The 20,932-nt window shown below is 70.0% G+C and carries 14 protein-coding genes, 1 tRNA gene and 1 riboswitch; of the genes, 10 read left to right on the top strand and 5 right to left on the bottom strand.

Annotated elements, in window-relative coordinates; translation table 11 throughout:
• The first annotated feature begins 31 nt into the window (after positions 1-31).
• The 3 genes from glpR to gdhA all read left to right on the top strand — a co-directional run bounded on the left by glpR (position 32) and on the right by gdhA (position 2,817).
• Positions 32-889, top strand: a complete 858-nt coding sequence (gene glpR, locus JAV51_RS01185; protein ID WP_197318702.1) for a gephyrin-like molybdotransferase receptor GlpR — start codon at positions 32-34, stop codon at positions 887-889.
• A 57-nt stretch (positions 890-946) separates the two neighbouring features.
• Positions 947-1,019: transfer RNA gene (locus tag JAV51_RS01180), tRNA-Ala, on the top strand.
• Between the two features lie 454 nt (positions 1,020-1,473).
• Positions 1,474-2,817 (top strand): NADP-specific glutamate dehydrogenase, encoded by a 1,344-nt coding sequence (gene gdhA, locus JAV51_RS01175; RefSeq protein ID WP_197318701.1) that lies wholly within the window; start codon positions 1,474-1,476, stop codon positions 2,815-2,817.
• Between the two features lie 6 nt (positions 2,818-2,823).
• Here gdhA and JAV51_RS01170 read toward each other — a convergent pair whose 3' ends face one another.
• The 4 genes from JAV51_RS01170 to JAV51_RS01155 form a co-directional block, all read right to left on the bottom strand.
• Positions 2,824-4,665: a serine/threonine-protein kinase gene (locus JAV51_RS01170; RefSeq protein WP_197318700.1), complete on the bottom strand. Its 1,842-nt coding sequence runs from the start codon at positions 4,663-4,665 to the stop codon at positions 2,824-2,826.
• Complete coding sequence (locus tag JAV51_RS01165) at positions 4,662-6,587, bottom strand: serine/threonine-protein kinase (protein WP_307845704.1); 1,926 nt, start codon at positions 6,585-6,587, stop codon at positions 4,662-4,664. The genes JAV51_RS01170 and JAV51_RS01165 overlap by 4 nt, the downstream gene beginning before the upstream one ends.
• Positions 6,577-7,602: a tryptophan--tRNA ligase gene (locus tag JAV51_RS01160; protein ID WP_197318699.1), complete on the bottom strand. Its 1,026-nt coding sequence runs from the start codon at positions 7,600-7,602 to the stop codon at positions 6,577-6,579. Before JAV51_RS01160 ends, JAV51_RS01165 begins: the two co-directional genes overlap by 11 nt.
• A 220-nt stretch (positions 7,603-7,822) precedes the next feature.
• A complete protein-coding gene (locus JAV51_RS01155) occupies positions 7,823-9,724 on the bottom strand; it encodes a propionyl-CoA synthetase (protein WP_197318698.1) in 1,902 nt (633 codons plus the stop codon).
• 281 nt (positions 9,725-10,005) lie between these two features.
• Here JAV51_RS01155 and JAV51_RS01150 point away from each other — a divergent pair, with 281 nt between their 5' ends.
• Positions 10,006-11,796, top strand: a complete 1,791-nt coding sequence (locus tag JAV51_RS01150; protein WP_197318697.1) for a serine/threonine-protein kinase — start codon at positions 10,006-10,008, stop codon at positions 11,794-11,796.
• Between the two features lie 97 nt (positions 11,797-11,893).
• Here JAV51_RS01150 and JAV51_RS01145 read toward each other — a convergent pair whose 3' ends face one another.
• Entirely contained in the window at positions 11,894-13,462 is a 1,569-nt protein-coding gene (locus JAV51_RS01145; protein WP_197318696.1) for a dolichyl-phosphate-mannose--protein mannosyltransferase, read from the bottom strand.
• Between the two features lie 33 nt (positions 13,463-13,495).
• Between JAV51_RS01145 and rsmI the strand changes: the two genes are divergently transcribed.
• The 6 genes from rsmI (at position 13,496) to rsmA (ending at position 20,708) form a co-directional block, all read left to right on the top strand.
• Positions 13,496-14,320 (top strand): 16S rRNA (cytidine(1402)-2'-O)-methyltransferase, encoded by an 825-nt coding sequence (gene rsmI, locus JAV51_RS01140; RefSeq protein ID WP_197318695.1) that lies wholly within the window; start codon positions 13,496-13,498, stop codon positions 14,318-14,320.
• Positions 14,321-14,382: 62 nt separating this feature from the next.
• Positions 14,383-15,369 carry a DUF4185 domain-containing protein gene (locus tag JAV51_RS01135; protein WP_197318694.1) on the top strand — a complete coding sequence of 329 codons (987 nt, stop codon included), beginning with the start codon at positions 14,383-14,385 and terminating at the stop codon, positions 15,367-15,369.
• 137 nt (positions 15,370-15,506) lie between these two features.
• Positions 15,507-17,306, top strand: a complete 1,800-nt coding sequence (metG, locus tag JAV51_RS01130; protein WP_197318693.1) for a methionine--tRNA ligase — start codon at positions 15,507-15,509, stop codon at positions 17,304-17,306.
• Complete coding sequence (locus JAV51_RS01125) at positions 17,303-18,139, top strand: TatD family hydrolase (protein ID WP_197318692.1); 837 nt, start codon at positions 17,303-17,305, stop codon at positions 18,137-18,139. Before metG ends, JAV51_RS01125 begins: the two co-directional genes overlap by 4 nt.
• A gap of 253 nt (positions 18,140-18,392) precedes the next feature.
• Positions 18,393-19,808: a resuscitation-promoting factor gene (locus tag JAV51_RS01120; RefSeq protein WP_197318691.1), complete on the top strand. Its 1,416-nt coding sequence runs from the start codon at positions 18,393-18,395 to the stop codon at positions 19,806-19,808.
• 42 nt (positions 19,809-19,850) lie between these two features.
• Complete coding sequence (gene rsmA / locus JAV51_RS01115; protein ID WP_197318690.1) at positions 19,851-20,708, top strand: 16S rRNA (adenine(1518)-N(6)/adenine(1519)-N(6))-dimethyltransferase RsmA; 858 nt, start codon at positions 19,851-19,853, stop codon at positions 20,706-20,708.
• 53 nt (positions 20,709-20,761) lie between these two features.
• A riboswitch (SAM riboswitch) is annotated at positions 20,762-20,851 on the top strand.
• Positions 20,852-20,932: the final 81 nt, after the last annotated feature.

Below are 20,932 nucleotides of genomic sequence, written 5' to 3'. Positions count from 1 at the left end.
CGCGCAATACAGGTCGGGGGAGGTGACGGGAGTGCCCAGCTCGTTGATCATTGTGGGGCTCGCTGCGGCATGGCTTGCCGTCCTCGTTCCCATGGTGGCGCGTAAGCGACAGGTGATCACGCAGACCAACGACGCGGCTCTGGCTGCGCGGGTCGTGCGCAGTGGGAGTGCGCGCGACGCGGCGAGCGGTGAGGTCGACGGTGGGGACGTCGACTTGTCGAGAACCGGGAGCGCGGGCCGCTCGGACGACGTCCGCGACGCCTACGAGGACACCGAGGGCACCGAGGACGTCGACGACGACCACACCTATGGTGACGAGGGTGGTACGTACGGCGATGAACGCCGCCTGGTCGGTGGCGACGAGTTCTCGTCGGGACGGGTCGCGATGAGCGAGGACCGTTCCGTTCGGCGGTACCGGCCCGGGCGTGGGGGGTTCGATCCCGAGGCCGCGGCACTCGCCGCCAAGGCGAAGTACGCGTTCCGGCAACGCGTCGTGCTGATTCTTCTCGTCACGGTGTTGGTGACCGCGCTCGCGGCGGGTCTCGTGCTCCCCGTGCTGTGGTGGGTCAACGGTGCCGCCGACCTGGCTCTGGCGGCCTACCTCGTGTACCTGCGTAGGCAGGTCCACATCGAGGAGGAGATCCGGCAGCGTCGGCTCGCACGCCTGCGCGCGGCGTCTCGGCGGACGCCTCGACGGGCGGACCCGTTGGAGGACATCGAGGTGGTCCACCAGGACGCGGGCGGCATGGTCGGTGCCGAACGCAAGCCCATGCCCACCACACGAGTGCGGAGGCAGGCCGTGGTCGTGGATCTCGACGACGAGGATCCCGCGTTCCACGAGCTCGACGACCCCAGCCGGTTCTCGTACCGGCGGGCCGTGGGGGAATAGGGACCCCCCTTGTTCGCGGGTGTGGCAGGGTTGCTATGCTCTTCGAGCAAGTGAAAAGGGGCTGTAGCGCAGTTGGTAGCGCGTCTCGTTCGCATCGAGAAGGTCAGGGGTTCGATTCCCCTCAGCTCCACTCCGAAAGCCATCCGCTGCGGCGGGTGGCTTTTTTCGTATCGGCAGCGACTCGACCGCGACACGACGCCGACCGCCTCACCGCGGCGAGACCGCGAGTGGAGTCTCCCGTTGGACCAGACGTCCGTGACCCGCGGAGACCGACGACACGGCGCGGGATCGACTACCGGGCGGCCATCCGCGGTGTCGTGACGTCCGGCGGTGAGAGGTCCAGGCCACGTTCTCCGGGCGGCGGAAGTCTCGGGGTTGTCGAGGTGGTCCGACGCACCTGCGTCGGCGCGGGTCCGTGAGGCCGGGGCGAGCCGAGTGGTGAACCTCACCAGCGGGTCGACGAACTGTGCACGTCACGGCTGTGGTGCCGCAGGGGTGACGTACGCCGTCTTGCCGACCGGCGTGCAGCGATGTTTCGTTGAGGTTAACGATTCGGTCGTCGACCAGCGATTCAGGAGGCGGGTGTGCCGATTCACGAACGGCTCGAAAGCGTCTACGCCGAAGTACTGGCGCGTAACCCCGGTGAGACGGAGTTCCATCAGGCCGTCCGTGAGGTCCTCGAAAGTATCGGGCCCGCCGTGGGGAAGCACCCCCAGTACGCGGACGCGAAGATCGTGTCACGCATCTGCGAGCCGGAGCGTCAGATCATCTTCCGCGTGCCGTGGGAGGACGATCGCGGGGAGATCCACATCAACCGCGGCTTCCGGATGGAGTTCAACAGCGCGCTGGGCCCCTACAAGGGCGGCCTCCGCTTCCATCCGTCGGTGTATCTCGGCATCGTCAAGTTCCTCGGCTTCGAGCAGATCTTCAAGAACTCGCTGACCGGTCTGCCGATCGGCGGTGGCAAGGGCGGCTCGGACTTCGACCCCAAGGGCAAGTCCGACCGCGAGATCATGCGGTTCTGCCAGAGCTTCATGACGGAGCTGCACCGGCACATCGGCGAGTACACCGACGTGCCCGCCGGTGACATCGGCGTCGGCAGCCGCGAGATCGGCTATCTGTTCGGCCAGTACAAGCGGATCACCAACCGGTACGAGTCGGGTGTGTTGACCGGGAAGGGCCTCATCTACGGCGGCGCGCGGGTACGGACCGAGGCCACCGGCTACGGCACGGCCTTCTTCGTCAACGAGATGCTCGCCGCCCGCGGCGACAGCTTCGCGGGCAAGACCGCTGTGGTGTCCGGTTCCGGCAATGTCGCCATCTATGCGATCGAGAAGGTGCACCAGCTCGGTGGTCGCGTCGTGGCGTGCTCCGACTCCTCCGGCTACGTGGTGGACGAGAAGGGCATCGACGTCGAGCTGCTGAAGGAGATCAAGGAAGTCCGTCGGGAACGGATCTCCGCCTACGCTGAGCGGGTCTCTCACGCGCGTTACGTGGCCGGACAGCAGGTGTGGGACGTGCCGTGTGACGTCGCCATGCCGTGTGCGACGCAGAACGAGATCACGGGCAAGGAGGCCGAGCGCCTCGTCCGCAACGGCTGCACCGTCGTCGCCGAGGGCGCCAACATGCCCACCACGCCCGAGGGAGTGCGCCTGTTCCAGGACGCCGGTGTGGCGTTCGGGCCGGGCAAGGCGGCCAACGCCGGTGGCGTGGCCACTTCGGCGTTGGAGATGCAGCAGAACGCCTCGCGTGACTCGTGGTCGTTCGAGTACAGCGAGGACCGTCTCGAGGACATCATGCGCGACATCCACACGCGGTGTCTGGAGACGGCCGACGAGTACGGCATGCCCGGCAACTACGTGGCGGGCGCCAACATCGCGGCCTACACCCGGGTCGCGGACGCGATGCTGGCGCTCGGCCTCATCTAGGTCCCGTCACCCGCGTGGCAGCGCCGAGGCGATCTCGGTCGCGAGCTGCTGCGCGGGTTCGCAGGGCACCGGCTCCTCCATCTCGCTGTAGACCACGTCGATCTCCTCGACGCGTCGGTCGTCGACGGGGCGGTGTGCCCAGCGGACCCCGCAGTAGCTCTGCCTCTCCGGGAAGAAGACCTCGGCGTCGACGCCGTTCAGCGACACCTGGCGGGTCTCGACGCCGTCTGTCTCGTAGCCGCCGGAGAGCCCGGGTGCCACCCGCACCCGCACGCTCTTGTTCTCTCCCCACCGGCACACGTGCAGGCCTTCGAACGTCGGCCTAGCGGGACCCAGTACCTCGCGAACCACCGCGTCGTCGAGCAGCTGGCAGGGGTCGAGGGGATAGGCGCTGTCGGCGGGGTAGTCGGCCAGCACGTCGTCGCTGCGTAGTCGGTCGAGCGCCTGCTCCAGCGCGGCCTGGACGTCTTCGCACGAGTCGGTGACGGCGTCCTGGACGCTGAGGGCGTAATCGGGGTGCTCGGGGAGCTGAATGGAGGCCTCACAACCGGTGAGCGTGTCGAGGTGGATGGTCCGGCCGTCGGCACTCTGCACGGGTGTTGCCGCGTTGAAACGAGTGGCGAGTCGGAGTTGGACCGACCCCGACTTGGTCCCTCGGTAGTAGCAACTGTCGAGGGAGTAGGGACTGGTGTCGGGGATCAACGCGCCCCACGACGGAGTGCGGACGTGGGCGAGCGGGATGCACGGGTCGACCCGACGCAGCCGTTCGATCGACAACGACTCCTCCGCGCCGACGTCGGGTTCGAACGCGAAGGGCAGTGACGGAGACTCCTCGGACGCGCCGGTGTCGAGGACGTTGACGAGCACCACGACGAGGACGGCGACCAACGCCACCGCGTAGGCGGCGACAGGTACCATCCAGGGTCGTCGCCGTCCGGGTGAGACGGTCGGAGGCGGGGGAGGCGGAGCCTGGGTGACGGCTCGCAACCGCTGTTCCTGCCGGGTGATCAGCGCGCGCACGGCCTCGGGCCACGGTGCGGTCGTCGACGTCACCGGCCCGAGTCGGTCGACGAGCTGCTGCGGGGTCGGTCGCTGCGCCGGGTCCTTGGCGAGGCACGGCTCGACGAACTCCCGGAGTTCCGCCGGAAGGGAGCTGAGGTCCGGGTCGAGGTGGGCGACGTTGTACAGGGTCTGCGGTGTCGAGGCGCCGGCGAACGGTCGTTGCCCGGTGGCGGCCGTGAGCAGCAGCGAGCCGAGGGAGAACACGTCGCTGGCCGGGGTGATCTCCTTGCCCAGGGCCTGCTCGGGTGACATGAACGCCGGTGATCCGATCAGCGCGTTCGTGGCCGTGAGGTCCGCACCATCGGCGGCACGGGCGATGCCGAAGTCGATGACTCGCGGTCCGTCGTGGGTGAGCAGGACGTTGCCGGGCTTGAGATCACGGTGGATCAGGCCGGCGCGATGGATGTCGGCCAGCGCCACCGCGAGGGTGACGGCAAGGTGGCGAATCCCGGTGACGTCGAGCGGTCCGACCTCGTCGACCACCTCGGCCAGCGACGGCCCCGGCACGTACACCGACGCGAGCCACGGGGTGTCGGACTCGGGGTCGGCGTCGAGCACGGAGGCGGTGTAGGCGCCCGAGACGAGCCGGGACGCAGCCACCTCCCGGCGGAAGCGGTCACGGAACACGGAGTCGTGTGCCAGGGACGAGAACACCAGTTTCACTGCGGCGAACCGGCCGTCGGGTCCGACCGCCAGCAGTGCACGGCCCATGCCGCCCTCGCCGAGCACGGCCAGGGTCCGGTAGCGACCCACGAGACGCGGGTCGTCGGGGCTCAGCGGTCTCACGGTCGCGGCAACCTCTCCAGGACACGCGCCGCCGCGAACCGGGCGGCGTCGCAGGCGTCCATCTGCGACCTCGCGCCGATGGGCGAGTATCGCACCGTCACAACCTGGGTCGACGTCTCCTCCGAGGGAACGTGTGCCCAGCTCAGCGCACACGACCGCGTGTCTTCTGACGGTCCCTCGCGGTACACCGTGTGGCCGCCCAGCTCCTCCGGGCGGAAATTGCGGTCCAGTTTGGCGGGATCGGTTCCCATGCCGAGATCGACGGACAGCGTCCCTCCGACGTTCCAGTCGCACGAGCGCAACCCGTCCGGGGCGCTCGTGGGAGTCACGGAGAAGAACTCCTCCACCTCGGAGCGGTCGAGCAGCGCGCACGGGTCGACGGTCGCGAAGGACCCGGGCACCGGATCGTGCTCGGGAGGATCGGTCGTGATCACGTCGAGTGCGGTCACGAGCAGGTCGCGCGCCGCGGTGCAGGACTCGCCGTCGCCGGAACCTGCCTCGACGGCGATCGTGAGGTCCGGATCGTCGGGTAGGACTGCGGCGACCTCGCACCGGCCGTCGCTCTGTGCGTCCACCACGAGGACGAGGTCGTCGAGGACCGTCTCCTCCACGTCCTCGCTCGGTGTCGGTGACATGGGAAGGTAGTCGCCGAGCTCGAGGTGGAACCACCGACCGTCGGTGCGCTCGTAAGTGCATCGCGAGAGCTGCACGGCGAAGAGCGGCGTCAGGTCGGCTTCGTCGGCGAAGACCTTGCAGGGATCGACGGCACGAAGCGACGCGCGGCTCAACGGGCCGTCGTCCACGGGCTCGGTGTCCACGCCGCCCTCGACGGCGGCGGTGACAGACGTCGGCGGCTGTGCTTCCCCCGGCGAGGCGTGGCCGGATCGGGTGCGCTCGCTGCCGAGTAGCCCGACCGTGGCGACCGTGCCCACGACTGCCAGCGCCGCCGCGACGGCGACGATGATGCGGCGCCGCGTTCGAGTCGGTCCGGCGGTCTCCGGTGGCGCGGCGAGGATGTCGCCTGTTCGGGCTTCCAGCGTGCTGACGTGCTGGTGCACGTCGGGTGGCCACGGCGCGGAACCGGGCTCCACGGTGGCGATCGAGACGAGGTCGTCGAGCAACGCGTCCGGCGTCGGACGGCTCTCCGGGGCGCGATCGAGGCACCGGGCGACGAGGCTCCGCAGTGGTTCGGGGACGCCGCCGAGGTCAGGTTCGGCGTGGGCGACGTTGTACAGCGCCTGCACGGCCGACGACCCCGCGAACGGACTGGTTCCCGTCGCGGCGAACGCGAGCACGGCACCGAGGGAGAAGACGTCGGTGGCCGCGGTGACGGCGTGCCCGTGCGCCTGCTCGGGCGACATGTACTCCGGCGAGCCGATCACCGACCCCGTGCCGGTGAGTTCGACGTCGTCCTCCGCCGCGCGGGCGATGCCGAAGTCGATCACGCGGGGGCCGTCGTGGGTGAGCAGCACGTTGCTCGGCTTGAGGTCACGGTGCACGAGACCGACGCGGTGGATGTCGGCGAGCGCCGTGGCGAGCCCCACCGCGAGGCGGTGCACCGACGAGGCGGGAAGTGGTCCGAATTGGACGACGACGTCCTGCAGCGACGGTCCCGGCACGTACAGGGTCGCCAGCCACGGCGTCGGCGCGTCGGGATCGGCCCCCAGAACCGGCGCGGTGTAGGCGCCGGACACCCGGCGGCACGCCTCGATCTCGCGGCGGAACCGCTCCCGGAACACCGGCTTGCGCGCGAGCGAGTCGTGCACGAGTTTGACCGCGGCGGCCCGGCCGTCCGGGCCCGCCGCGAGCAGCACGCGGCCCATGCCGCCCCCACCCAGAGTGGCCAGGGTGCGGTACGGGCCGACGTGCCGAGGATCGTGTGGCCGAAGCGGCTTCACGACCGCGGTGCGGTCATCGGGCACCCACGGCCCTGCGCACCCCGGACAGCACCCGGCTCGCGCGTTCCCGGGCGCGTTCGGCGCCGCGGGCCAGCACCTCGTCGAGCTCGCTGCCCGGCTCCATGTAGGCCTCGTAGCGCTCCCGCATCGGTGCGAGCTCGGTGTTCAGCACCTCGAACAGCACGTTCTTCAGCTCGCCCCAGCCCATGCCGCCTGCTTCGAGTCGCTTGCGGGTGTCGGCGACGACGTCGGCGGCCGACTCCGGCGCGAACTGCCGGAGGATCTGGAACGGCGCCGAGCTGTCCGGATCCTTCGGCGCCTCCACCGGCGTGCTGTCGGTGGGGATGCGGCGCACCAGCTTCTTGAGCTTGTTCTCCGGGAGGAACAGCGGGATCGTGTTGTCGTACGACTTGCTCATCTTGCGGCCGTCGAGTCCGGGCAGGACGTCACCGGCGCCGCTCTCCGGGATGACACCCTTCGGGATCTTGAAGGTGTACTTGTCGCCGAAGAGGTGGTTGAAGCTGCCTGCGATGTCGGCGGCGTACTCGACGTGCTGCATCTGGTCTTTGCCGACCGGCACCACGTCGGTCTCCATGATGAGGATGTCGGCGGCCATGAGGACCGGGTAGTTGTACAGCCCCATGTTCACACCGGCGTCCGGGTCGTCACCCGCCGCGACGTTGCGGTCCCGGGCGGCCTTGTACGCGTGGGCGCGGTTCATGAGGCCCTTGCCGGTGACGCACGAGAGCACCCAGCTCAGTTCGAAGATCTCGGGGACGTCCGACTGGACGTAGAACGTCGTCCGCTCCGGGTCGAGCCCCGCGGCAAGCCAGGAGGCGGCCACCGACCGTGAGTAGTGCCTGAGCAGGTCCGCGTCACGGATGGTCGTCAGCGCGTGGTAGTCGGCGATGAAGTACAGCGAGTCGTACTGTTCGGCCAACCGCAGCGCCGGACGGATCGCACCCACGAGGTTGCCCAGGTGGACCTCTCCTGTTGGTTTGATACCGGTCAAGGAGACCTTGCCTGCGGGGTCTGACATGCAGGCCATCCTAGCGAGCTGTCCGTCACCCGAGAGGAAGCCCGCCGCTCGTGCGAAGCACGTTGCCCGGGGCCGCGTGGGACGGCCTCGGTCGGCCGTGGTGCGTCCCGCGCCGCGCCGCGGCCGTGACTCCGCGGGGGAACCGTGGCCGAGGCAGCGCAGGTCGAACGTGCGGCGGCCCCGGAAGCTCCGGAAGCCCCGGCGATGCGGGGCGCGCGGATCACGTGGCCGGGCGCAGCGCGGTGCGGAGACGGTCGAGCACCTCCGGGTCCTCGATCGTGGACGGCACCGGCACGTCCCGGCCGTCGGCGATGTGCCGCATGGTGGCTCGAAGGATCTTGCCCGACCGGGTCTTCGGCAGGGCGTCGACGACGGCGACGTCGCGGAACGCCGCCACCGGGCCGATCTCGGCTCGCACCGCCGCCACGAGGTCGGTCACGAGCTGTTCCTCCGAGATGTCGGCACCCGCCTTGAGCACGACGAACCCGCGCGGGAGCTGTCCCTTCAGCGGATCGGCCACCCCGATCACCGCGCACTCCGCGACGGCCGGATGCGCCGCCAGCACCGCCTCCATCGCGCCGGTCGACAACCGATGTCCCGCCACGTTGATCACGTCGTCGGTGCGTCCCATGACGAAGAGGTAGCCGTCGACGTCGACGTACCCCGAGTCCCCGGTCAGGTAGTGGCCCGGGTATCGGGACAGGTAGGAGGAGACGAAACGGTCGTCGTCGCCCCACAACGTGGGCAGGGCACCCGGGGGCAGTGGCAGCCGCACGGCGATCGCGCCTTCCCGGCCCGCAGGCCGTTCCTCGCCCGACTGATCGAGGATGCGCACGTCCCACCCCGGCATGGGCACCGATGCCGAACCCGGCTTGACGGGCAGCGGCTCCAGCCCTCGCGGGTTGGCGGCGATGGGCCAGCCGGTCTCCGTCTGCCACCAGTGGTCGATCACCGGTACGCCCAACCGCTCGCTCGCCCAGTGGTAGGTCTGCGGGTCCAGGCGTTCCCCGGCCAGGAACAACGTGCGGAGGTCGCCGAGGTCGTACGTGCCGATCTCCGCGCCTTCCGGGTCGACGCGCTTGATGGCACGCAGTGCGGTGGGGGCCGTGAACAACGCCTTCACTCCGTACTGGGACGCGACCCGCCAGAACGCGCCTGCGTCCGGCGTCCCCACCGGTTTGCCCTCGTAGAGCACCGTGGTGGCGCCCACGAGCAGCGGCGCGTAGACGATGTAGGAGTGCCCGACCACCCAGCCGACGTCGGAGGCCGTCCACCACACGTCACCGGGCCCGACGTCGTACACGGCGGACATCGACCAGGCCAGGGCCACGGCGTGCCCGCCGTTGTCGCGCACCACGCCTTTCGGCTTTCCCGTGGTACCCGAGGTGTACAGGACGTAGAGCGGGTCGGTGGCGGCGACCGGTACCGGGTCGGCGGGCGTCGTCGCAGCGGTGACCACCTCGCTCCAGTCGAGTTCTCCGTCCCCCAGCTCGGCACGGGCGACGTCGCGCTGCAGGACGACCACGTGGTCGGGCTCGGGCGCACCCCGGTCGCGCACGAGGCGTCGTGCCTCCCTCACGATCGGGACGTACTCCACGATGCGCGAGGACTCCACGCCGCACGACGCCGTCAGCACCACCTTGGGCGCCGCGTCGGCGATGCGTGCCGCGAGTTCCTTCGGCGCGAAGCCACCGAAGACGACGGAGTGCACGGCGCCGAGCCGAGCGCACGCGAGCATCGCGGTCACCGCCTCGGGAACCATCGGGAGGTAGACGACGACCCGATCGCCCTTGCCCACGCCCAGAGAGCGCAGGGCGCCGGCCAGCCTCGCCACCTCGTCCCGGAGCTCGCGGTAGGTGTACTGCGCGGTGGCCCCGGTGACCGGTGAGTCCCAGATGAGCGCGGTCCGCTCGCCTCGTCCCGCGTCGACGTGCCGGTCGAGGGCGTTGGCCGCCGTGTTGAGCTGACCGTCGGGGAACCACCGATACAGGGGCGCGTTCGTGTCGTCGAGTGCGACACTCGGGGGCCGCACCCAGTCGACGGCACGTGCGGCGTCCAGCCAGAACGACGTCGGATCGTCGAGGCTGCGCCGGTACTGCTCGCGGTATGCGCCCGTGTCCATGGTTCCTCCTCGTCGTCGAGGGGCGGTGAGGCTTCCTGCGACGACGGTAGAGCGGGGCAACCCGCAACACCAGGCCGTCGGGTGACGAACGGAGCCGCTCGACTCGGAAATCGCCGTTTCCCCAGGAGGAGCGCGAGTCGATCACGTCGACTCGTTGCGACTCGGTACCACTCGGTGACGGTCGACTGCGGGTCGTCCCCTCGGCCGCCGTAAGCTCGGACGTGAGCGCAGGCATACTGTGCTCTCGGACGATGCCGGGCGACGCGGCGAAGGAGCGAGAGGTGGAATCGATCGCGAGCGCGCTGCTCTCGTTCGCCTATCAGCTGTTCCAGCCGGGGTTCTGGCCCGGCGACTGGGCGTGGGCCACGAGCATGGCCGGTGCGCTCATCGGGCTGTTCCCGGTGGGGACGGCCGTCGCCGTGGCCCTGATGCGCAAGTTCACCGGGAACCGCTACCACGGTGGAGCACTGGCCGCGCTGGGCGTTCTCGGCCTGGTCGGCATCCTGCTGCTCCCATGGTTGCTCGCCGCGGGCGTGTCCAGCGTGTTCCGGGCTGCGTTCGCCGGGGAGAACACCGGGCTGTCGAACGCCGAACTCGCTGCTCTGCACCAGGACTACGGCATCGGGGCGCAGACCGAGTACCTGGGCGGAGGGCGCAACGTCTACGAGACGCTGTTCTATCCGTCCGACAGCGTCCTGACCTACGGTCTCTACCTCGTCTTCCTCGTCGGGCTGCCGGTCCTGACACTGCTGGCGATCATGCTGCTGGGGCGCATCGCTCTCCGGCGTGGCCCGAAGTGGCCCGGCCGACTGCTCTGGGTGCCGTTCGTCGTCTACGTGATCGTGAGCGCGGGCGTCGAGGCCAACGTCGCCGTGCACCTGTGGCTCGGGTTCCTGCCCGTGATCGTGCTCGGGGTCATTCCCGTGTCGTTGGTCGGGCCGCCGAGTTGGTCGACGATCGAGAACTCCGACAAACGACCCGAGCCCAGGCCGGAGCCGCCCCAGCAGCCGGTGCACCTCAACCCGAGGGAACCGGAGGCCGCGCCGCCGCCCGCGCCCGCGAAGCAGTACGCACCGACCTCCGTCGCGCCCGCGCCGGAGCCGGAACCGACCGCCTTGGCCGAAGAGCCGCCTGCCGAGCTCGCCGCGACGCCTGGTCCGGTGCCCGTCCCGCCGGGTAGCTCCACGGCCGGCAGCAGCCGGTTCCGTCGGGTCCGACGCCTCGGCCACGGTGGGTTCGGCACGGTGTGGCAGGCGGTGGACACGCAACTGGGCCGTACGGTCGCCCTGAAGATCGCCCACGCGCCCGACCGTGACACCGAGGAACGTATGCAGCGGGAGGCACGGGCACTGGCAGCCCTCAGCCACCCCAACTGCGTGCGGGTCTACGACCTCGTGGCGGAGCCCGACGGGCTCGCCCTCGTGATGGAGTACCTCGAAGGACAGCCGCTCGCCGAGATCGTCGACAACGGTGGTCCGTTGGACGACGTGGCCGCGGGTCGGCTGTGGGCCACGATGGCCAGCGCGTTGGCTGCGGCGCACAGCAAGGGCGTGCTGCACCGGGACATCAAGCCGTCCAACATCATCGTCGACCCGATGGGCGTGGCCCACCTGATCGACTTCGGCATCGCCCGCAGTCGGGGCGACTCGAAGCTGACGGCCACCGGCATGATGGTCGGCACTCCCGACTACGTCGCTCCCGAGACGGCCGCCGGTGCGCCCGCGAGCCCGGCGTCCGACGCGTGGCAGCTCGCCGCCACGGTGAGTTACGCGCTGACCGGCCAGCCGCCACGAGGCACGCGGGAGACGCCGATGGCCGCGCTGATGGCCGCCGCGCGTGCCGAGGCGCCCACCCACCTGCCGCGGCAGAGCGTGCACGCGCGGCTGCTCGCGGCCTCGCTCGACCAGCAGCCTCGCAACCGGCCGACCCTGAACGTCGTGTACCGCGAGGTGGAGGGCTGGCTGTCGCGGGCGGGCACGTCCACCGACGGCCCCGTGACGAAACTGGTGCCGCGGCAGCAGACCGAGGGCGGGCCGCACCACGACGGAGGCAACGCCCGACCTGTGCGGTGATGGTCCCGGACGACGTCGCAGACTCGGCGTCGCCCGGAAGGACCCACCGGGAGGACTCCGCCGGGCCGGGACGGCTTCCGGTCAGGTCGTCGACGCGTCAGCGCCACGACGGGAGCCACATCTCCGCCTGCCACCGGTCGTAGGTGATCGGCTCGCCGACGAGGATCGGCCACAGCCATGCGAAGTTCGCCACCACGAGCCCGACGTACAACGACACGACCAACAGCCCGGTGCCTCGGCGTTCCGTGTGGCCGCGTGCGCCGAGGATCTGCCCGAGCACGAGCGTGAGTCCGAGCGCCAGGAACGGTGCGAGCGGGGTGGCGTAGAAGAAGTACATCTGCCGGTCGAGGTTCACGAACCACGGCAGCAGACCCGCCAGGTACCCGACGAGGACGGCGGCGTAGCGCCAGTCCGCGCGGAACACCGCCCGCCACAGGCCCCAGCCGAGCACCGGGAGCGCCAGCCACCACATCGCCGGCGTGCCGATGAGCATGGTGGCGCTGACGCACTCGGTCTCGCCGCAGCCGGTGATCTTCTCGCCCGACTCGTAGTAGTAGAGCATCGGGCGCAATCCCATGGGCCACGTCCAGGGCTTCGACTCCCACGGGTGCGGGTCGCCGTCGGGGGTCGAGAGGTTGCTGTGGAAGTCCAGCACGTTCGTGGTGTAGAGGAACAGCGACCGCAAGGCGGCGGGCACGAACCCGAACGGGCCGTCGCCCATGCCCTGGAGTTCGACGTAGTGCCGGTCGGTGGCGGTCTCGCTGGCGAACCACGCCCACCAGCTACCCAGGTACACGAGCACCGAGATCACGCCGATGCCCCAGGCGGCGGGCAGCAGGTCCTGCCGCAGCGCACCGACCCACGGCCTGCGAACCCCGGCCGTCCTGCGTGCGGCGATATCGAAGGCCAGGCAGAGCAGACCGAACGCGATCACCCAGTAGGCGCCGGACCACTTCACGGCCGTGGCGAGCCCGAGCAGCACCCCGGTCCCGAACCGCCACCAGCGGAAACCCAGCCGGGGCCCGAAGTCGGACGAGTCGATCCAGCCCTCGCGCACGGCCGTCGCCAACCGCTCCCGCACCTGGTCGCGGTCGCAGAGCAGACAGCCGAACGCGCCCAGCACGAAGAGGGCGATGAAGATGTCGAGCATCCCCATCCGCGACTGCAGGTGCAGCACCCCGTCGCAGATGACGAGCACACCCGCCACCGCGCCGAGCAGTGTCGACCGGGTCAACCTGCGCGCGATGCGGATGGTGAGCACCACGATCAAAGTGCCGGCCACGGCGGCGCTGAACCGCCAGCCCCAGCCGTTGTACCCGAACAGCCACTCGCCCACGGCGATCAGTTGCTTTGCCAGCGGCGGGTGCACGACGAGCTCGTAGCCGTAGTTGTCCTCGTACCCGCCGTTGCGCAGCATCTGCCACGCCTGCGGCACGTAGTGCTTCTCGTCGAAGACCGGTGTCCCCTTGTCCGTGGGAACACCGAGGTCGAGCAACCGCAGGAACCCGCCGATCGCGCCGAGAACCACCGTGACGATCAGCGCGCGGATCCGGTCGCCGGGCAGAGGCCTGCCGAGGAGCGCGGCCTCGCGGTCGCTCGGGGGCTCGGAGACCTGTGGCGCTCGGCCCACGCCGCCCGCCGACGAACGGGTGAGGAGTGCGGTCACGGGCCCCGATACTACGGGCTAGCCTCTGGCGTTGTGACGCTCGTACTCGCTGCCACCCCGCTCGGTGACTCCCGCGACGCCTCGCCCCGACTCGCCGAGGTCGTGGCCGAGGCCGACGTGGTGGCGGCCGAGGACACCCGCCGATTCCGGGCGCTCGCGACGACGCTCGGCGTGACGCCACGCGGTCGGGTGGTGAGCTTTTACGAGGACGTCGAGGCCGCCCGCCTGCCGAGGCTGTTGGAGGCGTTGCGGGGTGGTCAGACGGTGGTGCTGGTCACCGACGCCGGGATGCCGAGCGTCTCCGACCCCGGCTACCGGCTCGTCGCGGCCTGCGTCGAGGAGGGGATCGGCGTGACGTGCGTGCCCGGGCCGTCCGCGGTGACGACCGCGCTCGCGGTGTCGGGCCTGCCGCCGGACCGCTTCTGCTTCGACGGCTTCGCTCCCCGGAAGCCGGGGGAGCGCACCCGTTGGCTGCGCGAGTTGGTGGACCAGCCGCGCACGGTGGTGTTCTTCGAGTCGCCCCACCGCCTCGCCGCGACGTTGACGGAGGCCGCCGAGGTGCTCGGGGCCGACCGCAGGGCCGCCGTCTGCCGGGAGCTGACGAAGACCTACGAGGAAGTGCGTCGTGGTGGGCTCGGGGAGCTGGCCGAGTGGGCGGCGGACGGGGTGCGCGGCGAGATCACCGTGGTGGTGGAGGGAGCCGCACCGCGGACCGTCGCGCTCGCCGACCTCGTCGGTGAGGTGTTGACGCGGGTGGAGTCCGGTGAGCGGCTGAAGTCGGTGGCCGGGGAGGTCGCCCAGGCCGCCGGGGTGTCGAAGAAGGAGCTCTACGACGCGGCGTTGAAGGCGCGTGGCTGATTCGGGGGACATCGCGGCTCGTCGGACGTCGTTCCTCCCGCCGCCGGGCTAGCGTCGGGTTCGTGGTGCGGGTGGGTGAGACGACGCGGATCGGTCCGGTGACGGGAGCGGGCTCTCCGAGTGAGACCGGCGAGCGGTACAACATCGTCGCCACCGACCTCGGCATTCCCTGGGACGCGGGTGACGGGCGCGTGTTCGTGGCCTTCGGCGACACCTACGGCGAGGGCTGGGGCGGCAATGGTCCCGGTCCGGGCGACGCCGACTGGCGGTGCAACGTGCTCGCGTGGTCGTTCGCGCGTGACCTCGCTGCGGGAATGACGCTGGACGGCGTGGTGGCGCGGCCGGACGGCAGCGCCGCGCAGGTGCTCCCCAAGGGGAGCGGCCAGGAGATCACCGTGATCCCCAACAGCGGCGTGACCGTGTCCGGCGTGCACTACCTGCACTACATGTCGGTGCGCGAGTGGACGCGGCCGGGCGAGTGGCGGACGAACCACGCCGGGATCGCCGTCTCCCGCGACGACGGGTGGACGTGGGAGAAGCCGCGTGCTGCCCGGTGGTCGAACCGGTGGGGGGACAACCGGTTCCAGCTCGGGGCGTTCGCCGTCGAGGACGACCGCGTCTACCTCCTGGGCACCACCAACGGCCGATACGGCGACGCCTACCTCGCCAGGACGGACCCGGCGGCGTTGCCCGACGTCCGCGCGTTCGAGTACTGGACGGGCTCGGGGTGGAGCGGGCGCGCTCGGGCGGCGGTCGCCGTCGCCTCGGGCCCGGTCGGGGAGATGTCGCTCGGGTTCCATCGCACGCTGGGCCGGTGGTTGCTGATGCACCTCGACGAAGTGCGACGCGGCATCGTCCTGCGCTCGGCGGAGCGGTTGACGGGACCGTGGACGCAGGGCGAGGTGGTGGTCTCGGGCGACGAGTACCCGGCGATCTACGGCGGCTTCCTGCACCCGTGGTCGTTGGAGGGGCCGGACCTGTACTACCTGGTCTCCCAGTGGGGGCCGTACAACGTGTTTCTCACTCGGACCCGGCTGGTGCTGGAGTGACGTGTGCCCCGTCGGCGCGTCCCGGAAGTGCGGACATGCGTACGGGAAGCGTGGACACGAGTGCGTGGGGCGCGGACACGCGCACTCGCCTGTCCCTCGCGCGGAAACGTCGAGGGAGGTCCGTAGGCTAACCAGGTATGAGCACCCCAGTGTTGACCGCGGTGGCCTGGCCCTATGCCAACGGCCCCCGCCACATCGGCCACGTGTCCGGCTTCGGCGTTCCGTCCGACGTCTTCTCCCGCTATCAGCGAATGGCCGGCAACCGGGTGCTCATGGTCTCGGGCACGGACGAGCACGGCACGCCGATCCAGGTGCAGGCCGAGAAGGAGGGCCTCACCCCGCAGCAGGCGGCCGACAAGTACACCCGCCAGATCACCGAGGACCTGCGCGGTCTCGGGCTGTCCTACGACCTCTTCACCCGCACGAGCACCGGCAACCACGCCGCGGTGACGCAGCAGATCTTCCTCGCGCTGCACCGCAACGGCTACGTCATCCCGAAGACCACGACGGGAGCCATCAGCCCGTCCACGGGACGTACGCTGCCCGACCGCTACATCGAGGGCACGTGTCCCATCTGTGGCTACGACGGTGCCCGTGGCGACCAGTGCGACAACTGCGGCAACCAGCTCGACCCGGCCGAGCTGCGCAACCCGCGCTCGCGCATCAACGGCGAGACCCCGAAGTTCGTCGAGACCGAGCACCTCTTCCTCGACCTGCCCGCCTTCACCGAGACGCTGGGCAAGTGGCTGTCCACCAAGACGGACTGGCGGCCCAACGTCGTGAACTTCACGAAGAACCTCCTCGACGACATGCGGCCCCGGCCGATCACCCGTGACCTCGACTGGGGTGTCAAGATCCCGCTGGACGGGTGGCGCGACCAGCCGATGAAGCGCTTCTACGTCTGGTTCGACGCGGTGATCGGCTATTTCTCGGCGAGCGTCGAGTGGGCCCGTCGGTCGGGGAACCCGGACGCGTGGCAGGAGTGGTGGAACAACCCCGACGCGCGCAGCTACTACTTCATGGGCAAGGACAACATCACCTTCCACGCCCAGATCTGGCCCGCGCTGCTGCTGGGGCACAACGGTGAGGGCGACCGTGGGGGCGAGCCCGGGCCGTACGGCAAGCTGGGGCTGCCCGACGAGATCGTCTCCAGTGAGTTCCTCACGATGAGCGGGTCGAAGTTCTCGACCTCGCGCGGCACCGTGATCTACGTGCACGACTTCCTGCGCGAGTTCGGTCCGGACACCCTGCGCTACTTCATCAGCGTGGCCGGGCCGGAGACCCAGGACACCGACTTCACGTGGGACGAGTTCACCCGCCGCATCAACTTCGAGCTGGCCAACGAGTGGGGCAACCTCGTCAACCGCTCGATCTCGATGGCGCACAAGAACAACGGTGGGGTGCCGAGGCCCAACACCCCGACCCAGGCCGACGAGGATCTGAAGGCACAGGCCAGGGCGGCGTTCGACACCGTGGGCGGCCACTTGCGCCGGTCGCGGTTCCGGCAGGCCGTGCAGGAGGCCATGCGGGTGGTGTCGGCGGCCAACAAGTACCTGTCGGACCAGCAGCCGTGGAAGCTCAAGGACGACCCCGAACGCCGGGACACGGTGCTGCACACGGCCCTGCAGGTGGTGTCGGACGCGAACACGCTGCTGACGCCGTTCCTGCCGAATGCCGCGCAGAAGGTCCACGAGGCGCTGGGCGGCACGGGTGTGTGGGCGGCCCAGCCCGAGGTGCAGGAGGTCGCCGACCTCGACGTGCCCGACCGGGTGAATCCCATCCTGACCGGTGACTACACCGTCGAGCAGGCTCGGTGGGAGTCCACCCCGATCGAGGTGGGAAGGCCGCTGGCCAAGCCGACCCCGCTCTTCGCCAAGATCGACCCGAAGCTCGCCGAGACCGGGCCGGAGTGGGCGCCGATCCAGGTGGCCGAATGAGTCGTCGTGAGCTGCCGCCGGTGCCGGAGCGGCTTCCGGCACCGACGGTCGACTCGCACACCCATCTCGACGCGTGCGGCGCGACGACCCCCGACGGGGTGCGCGCCGCACTCGACCGGGCGGAGGCGGCGGGGATCGTCGCCGCTGTGACCGTGGCCGACGACCTCGCCTCCGCGCGGTGGGTCGCCGAGGCGTCGGGATGGGACGACCGGCTCCACGGTGCCGTCGCGTTGCACCCGACGCGCACGAAGGACTTCTCCAACGAGGACAAGGCGGAGTTGGAACGCCTGGCGCGGGCGGAGCGGGTCGTGGCCGTGGGCGAGACGGGGCTGGACTACTACTGGGACTACTCGCCGCCCGCGGCGCAGCAGGCGGCGTTCCGGTGGCACATCGACCTCGCCAAGCGCGTGGGCAAACCGCTCATGATTCACGACCGGGAGGCCCACGACGACGTTCTGGCGATCCTGGAAGAGGAAGGAGCGCCGGAGACGGTGGTCTTCCACTGCTTCTCCGGGGACGCCGACATGGCTCGGCGGTGTGTCGACGCGGGCTACGTGCTGTCGTTCTCGGGAACGGTGACGTTCCGTAACGCCCGGGCTCTCCAGGAGGCGGCTCGGCTCGTGCCGGACGAGCAGTTCCTCGTGGAGACCGACGCCCCGTTCCTCACCCCGCATCCCTTCCGCGGGCGGCCGAACGAGCCCTACTGCGCGGCCTACACGGTCGTGGGACTCGCGGAGTTGCGGAAGCAGCCGGTGGAGGCCGTTGCGGACGCCGCGCGGCGCAACGCGGAGCGTGTGTTCCGCCTGCGTAATCGTGGCAGCGAGATCGTCTGAGGTTGCCCTGACTTCTCGTGAGGAAGATCACTAGTGCCCCTAGGGGTGATTGCGCAACCCTTCGGCACTCGTTATGGTCCCGTGACCGTGCTGGGAAGTGGTCCGAGAGTGATCGCGTGATGACGGTGATGTCACGGACCGCCACCAGTGTGGCCCACAGTCACGTCGGTGTACGTCGGGGAAAGCGCCCTGAGGGGTGCGAGGGCGGCGCTGACTGCGGGAGTCGGTGTACTTACGTGAAGGGATCGACCCTGTGACTGGTAGAGACGGGCATACGGCTGCCTCAACGGCCCTGCTCGACTGGCCGAGCGAAGCCGAGAACCTCGACTTCTCGCCCGACCCGGAAGTCACACCCCACGACGTGTTGACCGCTCTCGGGCCCGACGCCGAGACGCTCATGGCCGAGGCCGGGGTCGGCGTGGACGAGCTGATCCGGCTCATCAACGCCGAGACCACGATGCTTCCGCCGATCGCGTTGCCCGACGAGGCCGAGGCGAGCGCGGAGACCGACGCCTCGGAGGAGGCGGAGGACGGCCTCGTCAGCGCCGTCAAGACGTGGAAGAAGCGCTTCCTGCGAGGCACCGTCCTCGCGGTCATGATCACCCTCACCGGTGGCGGTGCCGCGGCGCTCGCGATGAACAAGAGCGTCACGGTCGACGTCGACGGTGAGAAGCAGACGATTCGCAGCTACGGCGACACGGTCGGCGAGGTGCTGGAGGACGCCGGCATCAGCGTCGGTGCCCACGACGCCCTCTCGCCGTCCCCGCAGGCGCCCGTCGGCGACGGCGGCGTCATCAAGCTGGAGCGCGGCAGGCAGCTCACCCTCGTCGTCGACGGCGAGACGCGCGAGTCGTGGGTGCGCGCCACCACGGTGCGCGAGGCCCTGACCCAGCTCGGACTCGACCACCTCAGCACCGGAGGCACCTGGTTCTCCGCGCCGCTGTCGGGCGAGGTGCCGCTCGAGGGCATGCGCCTGGAGGTCAAGACCGAGAAGACCGTCACCCTGTTCGACGGTGGCGAGAAGCCTCGTGAGGTCACCACCAACGCCGTGACCGCCGTGGAGCTGCTCGACGAACTCGGCCTCGGCCTCGGCAAGCAGGACAAGATCGAGGAAGGCGAGGAGTTCAAGCTCGTCGACGGCGCCGAGGTGCACGTCAACCGCACCGGCGTGGCCACGGTGAAGAAGACCGAGGCCATCGAGCCCGAGGTCGAGACCATCGAGGACGACACCCTCGACAAGGGCAAGGAGATCGTCGAAAAGGAAGGCAAGGCCGGCGAGAAGATCGTCACCTACCGCGTGACGAAGAAGAACGGCAAGGTGATCGACAGCGTCGAGCTGCACACCGAGATCGTTCGCGAGGCCGAGAAGAAGGTCGTCCGGGTCGGCACGAAGGTCGCGGTTCCCAACATCGGCGACACGTCGGTGTGGGACGCGCTGGCGCAGTGCGAGTCGACCGGGAACTGGTCGATCAACACCGGCAACGGCTACTACGGCGGTCTGCAGTTCAACAAGCAGACCTGGGACGCCTACGGCGGTACGCAGTACGCCGCGTACCCGCACCAGGCCACGCGCGAGCAGCAGATCGACATCGCCGAACGGCTCCGGGACGCCAACGGTGGCTACGGTGCCTGGCCGCACTGCTCCGCGAAGCTCGGCCTGCCGCGGTAAGCCCACGGCTCCGCCGTGGAACGCAGTCTCTAGGCTGGCCCGGTGACCGAGACACCGGGCCTGCTGGGAGCTTCCGAGATCCGTCGGTTGGCCACCGCGCTGGGAGTGCGGCCGACGAAGAAGCTCGGCCAGAACTTCGTGCACGACGCCAACACCGTGCGCCGGATCGTCGAACTCGCCGACGTGAGGGGCGACGAGCCGGTCCTGGAGGTCGGTCCCGGCCTCGGTTCCCTCACTCTCGGTCTGCTGGCCGCCGGTGCGCGTGTGTCGGCCGTGGAGATCGATCCGGTCCTCGCGGGACGGTTGCCCACCACGGTGGCCGAGCACGCACCCGAGGCCGCCGCTCGACTCGACGTCCTCGAACGCGACGCGCTGCGGCTGCGCGCGGACGAGCTGCCCGTCGAACCCACGGCGTTGGTGGCCAACCTGCCCTACAACGTGGCGGTGCCGGTCGTACTGCACCTGTTGGCCGAACTGCCGTCGCTGCGGCGTGCCCTCGTGATGGTGCAGACCGAGGTGGCCGACCGCATGGCCGCCGAACCCGGTAGCCGCATCTACGGCGTTCCGAGCGTGAAGCTCGCCTGGTACGGGCGGGCGCGCAAGGTCGCCTCCGTGTCCCGGTCGGTCTTCTGGCCGGTGCCCAACGTCGACTCCTCGTTGGTCGCGTTCGAACGCACGGCTCCGCCGGAGGGAGCTGATCGCGACGCCGTGTTCACGGCGATCGACGCGGCATTCGCGCAGCGGCGCAAGACACTGCGGGCGGCGTTGGCCTCCTGGGCGGGCTCCGGGGAGCGCGCCGCGTCGGTGCTGACGGCCGCCGGCATCGACCCCGCCACGCGAGGCGAGCGACTGACCGTCGAGCAGTTCGCCGAGGTCGTGGCCGCTGCGGCGAAAGTGTGATCTCAACCCGGCTTGCTTGCCAACGGCGGGATCGCTCGGATGTACTGTGGGCGCATCCATCCCGAGCGACCGAGAGACCTGGCTCAGAGACGTCGCAGCAACCGCCCCTGAGGGGAAGGTGCTAACGCCAGGACCGATGGAGGATCTCCGTGTATCGCACGCCGCTCCTGACGCAGCGCCGAGTAGTCGACCAGGGCCGTCGCACCGTGTGCGCTTGTTGTAGC

The organism is Saccharomonospora sp. NB11 (genome assembly GCF_015910535.1).
Classification (GTDB): Bacteria; Actinomycetota; Actinomycetes; order Mycobacteriales; family Pseudonocardiaceae; genus Saccharomonospora.
This window is presented reverse-complemented; position numbering and strand designations above follow the sequence as displayed.

Bases quoted from the DNA above. Each gene is read 5' to 3' on its own strand.
- JAV51_RS01160 (WP_197318699.1), bottom strand. From the start codon at position 7,602: ATGTCAGACCCCGCAGGCAAGGTCTCCTTGACCGGTATCAAACCAACA.
- JAV51_RS01155 (WP_197318698.1), bottom strand. From the start codon at position 9,724: ATGGACACGGGCGCATACCGCGAGCAGTACCGGCGCAGCCTCGACGAT.
- metG (WP_197318693.1), top strand. From the start codon at position 15,507: ATGAGCACCCCAGTGTTGACCGCGGTGGCCTGGCCCTATGCCAACGGC.
- JAV51_RS01125 (WP_197318692.1), top strand. From the start codon at position 17,303: ATGAGTCGTCGTGAGCTGCCGCCGGTGCCGGAGCGGCTTCCGGCACCG.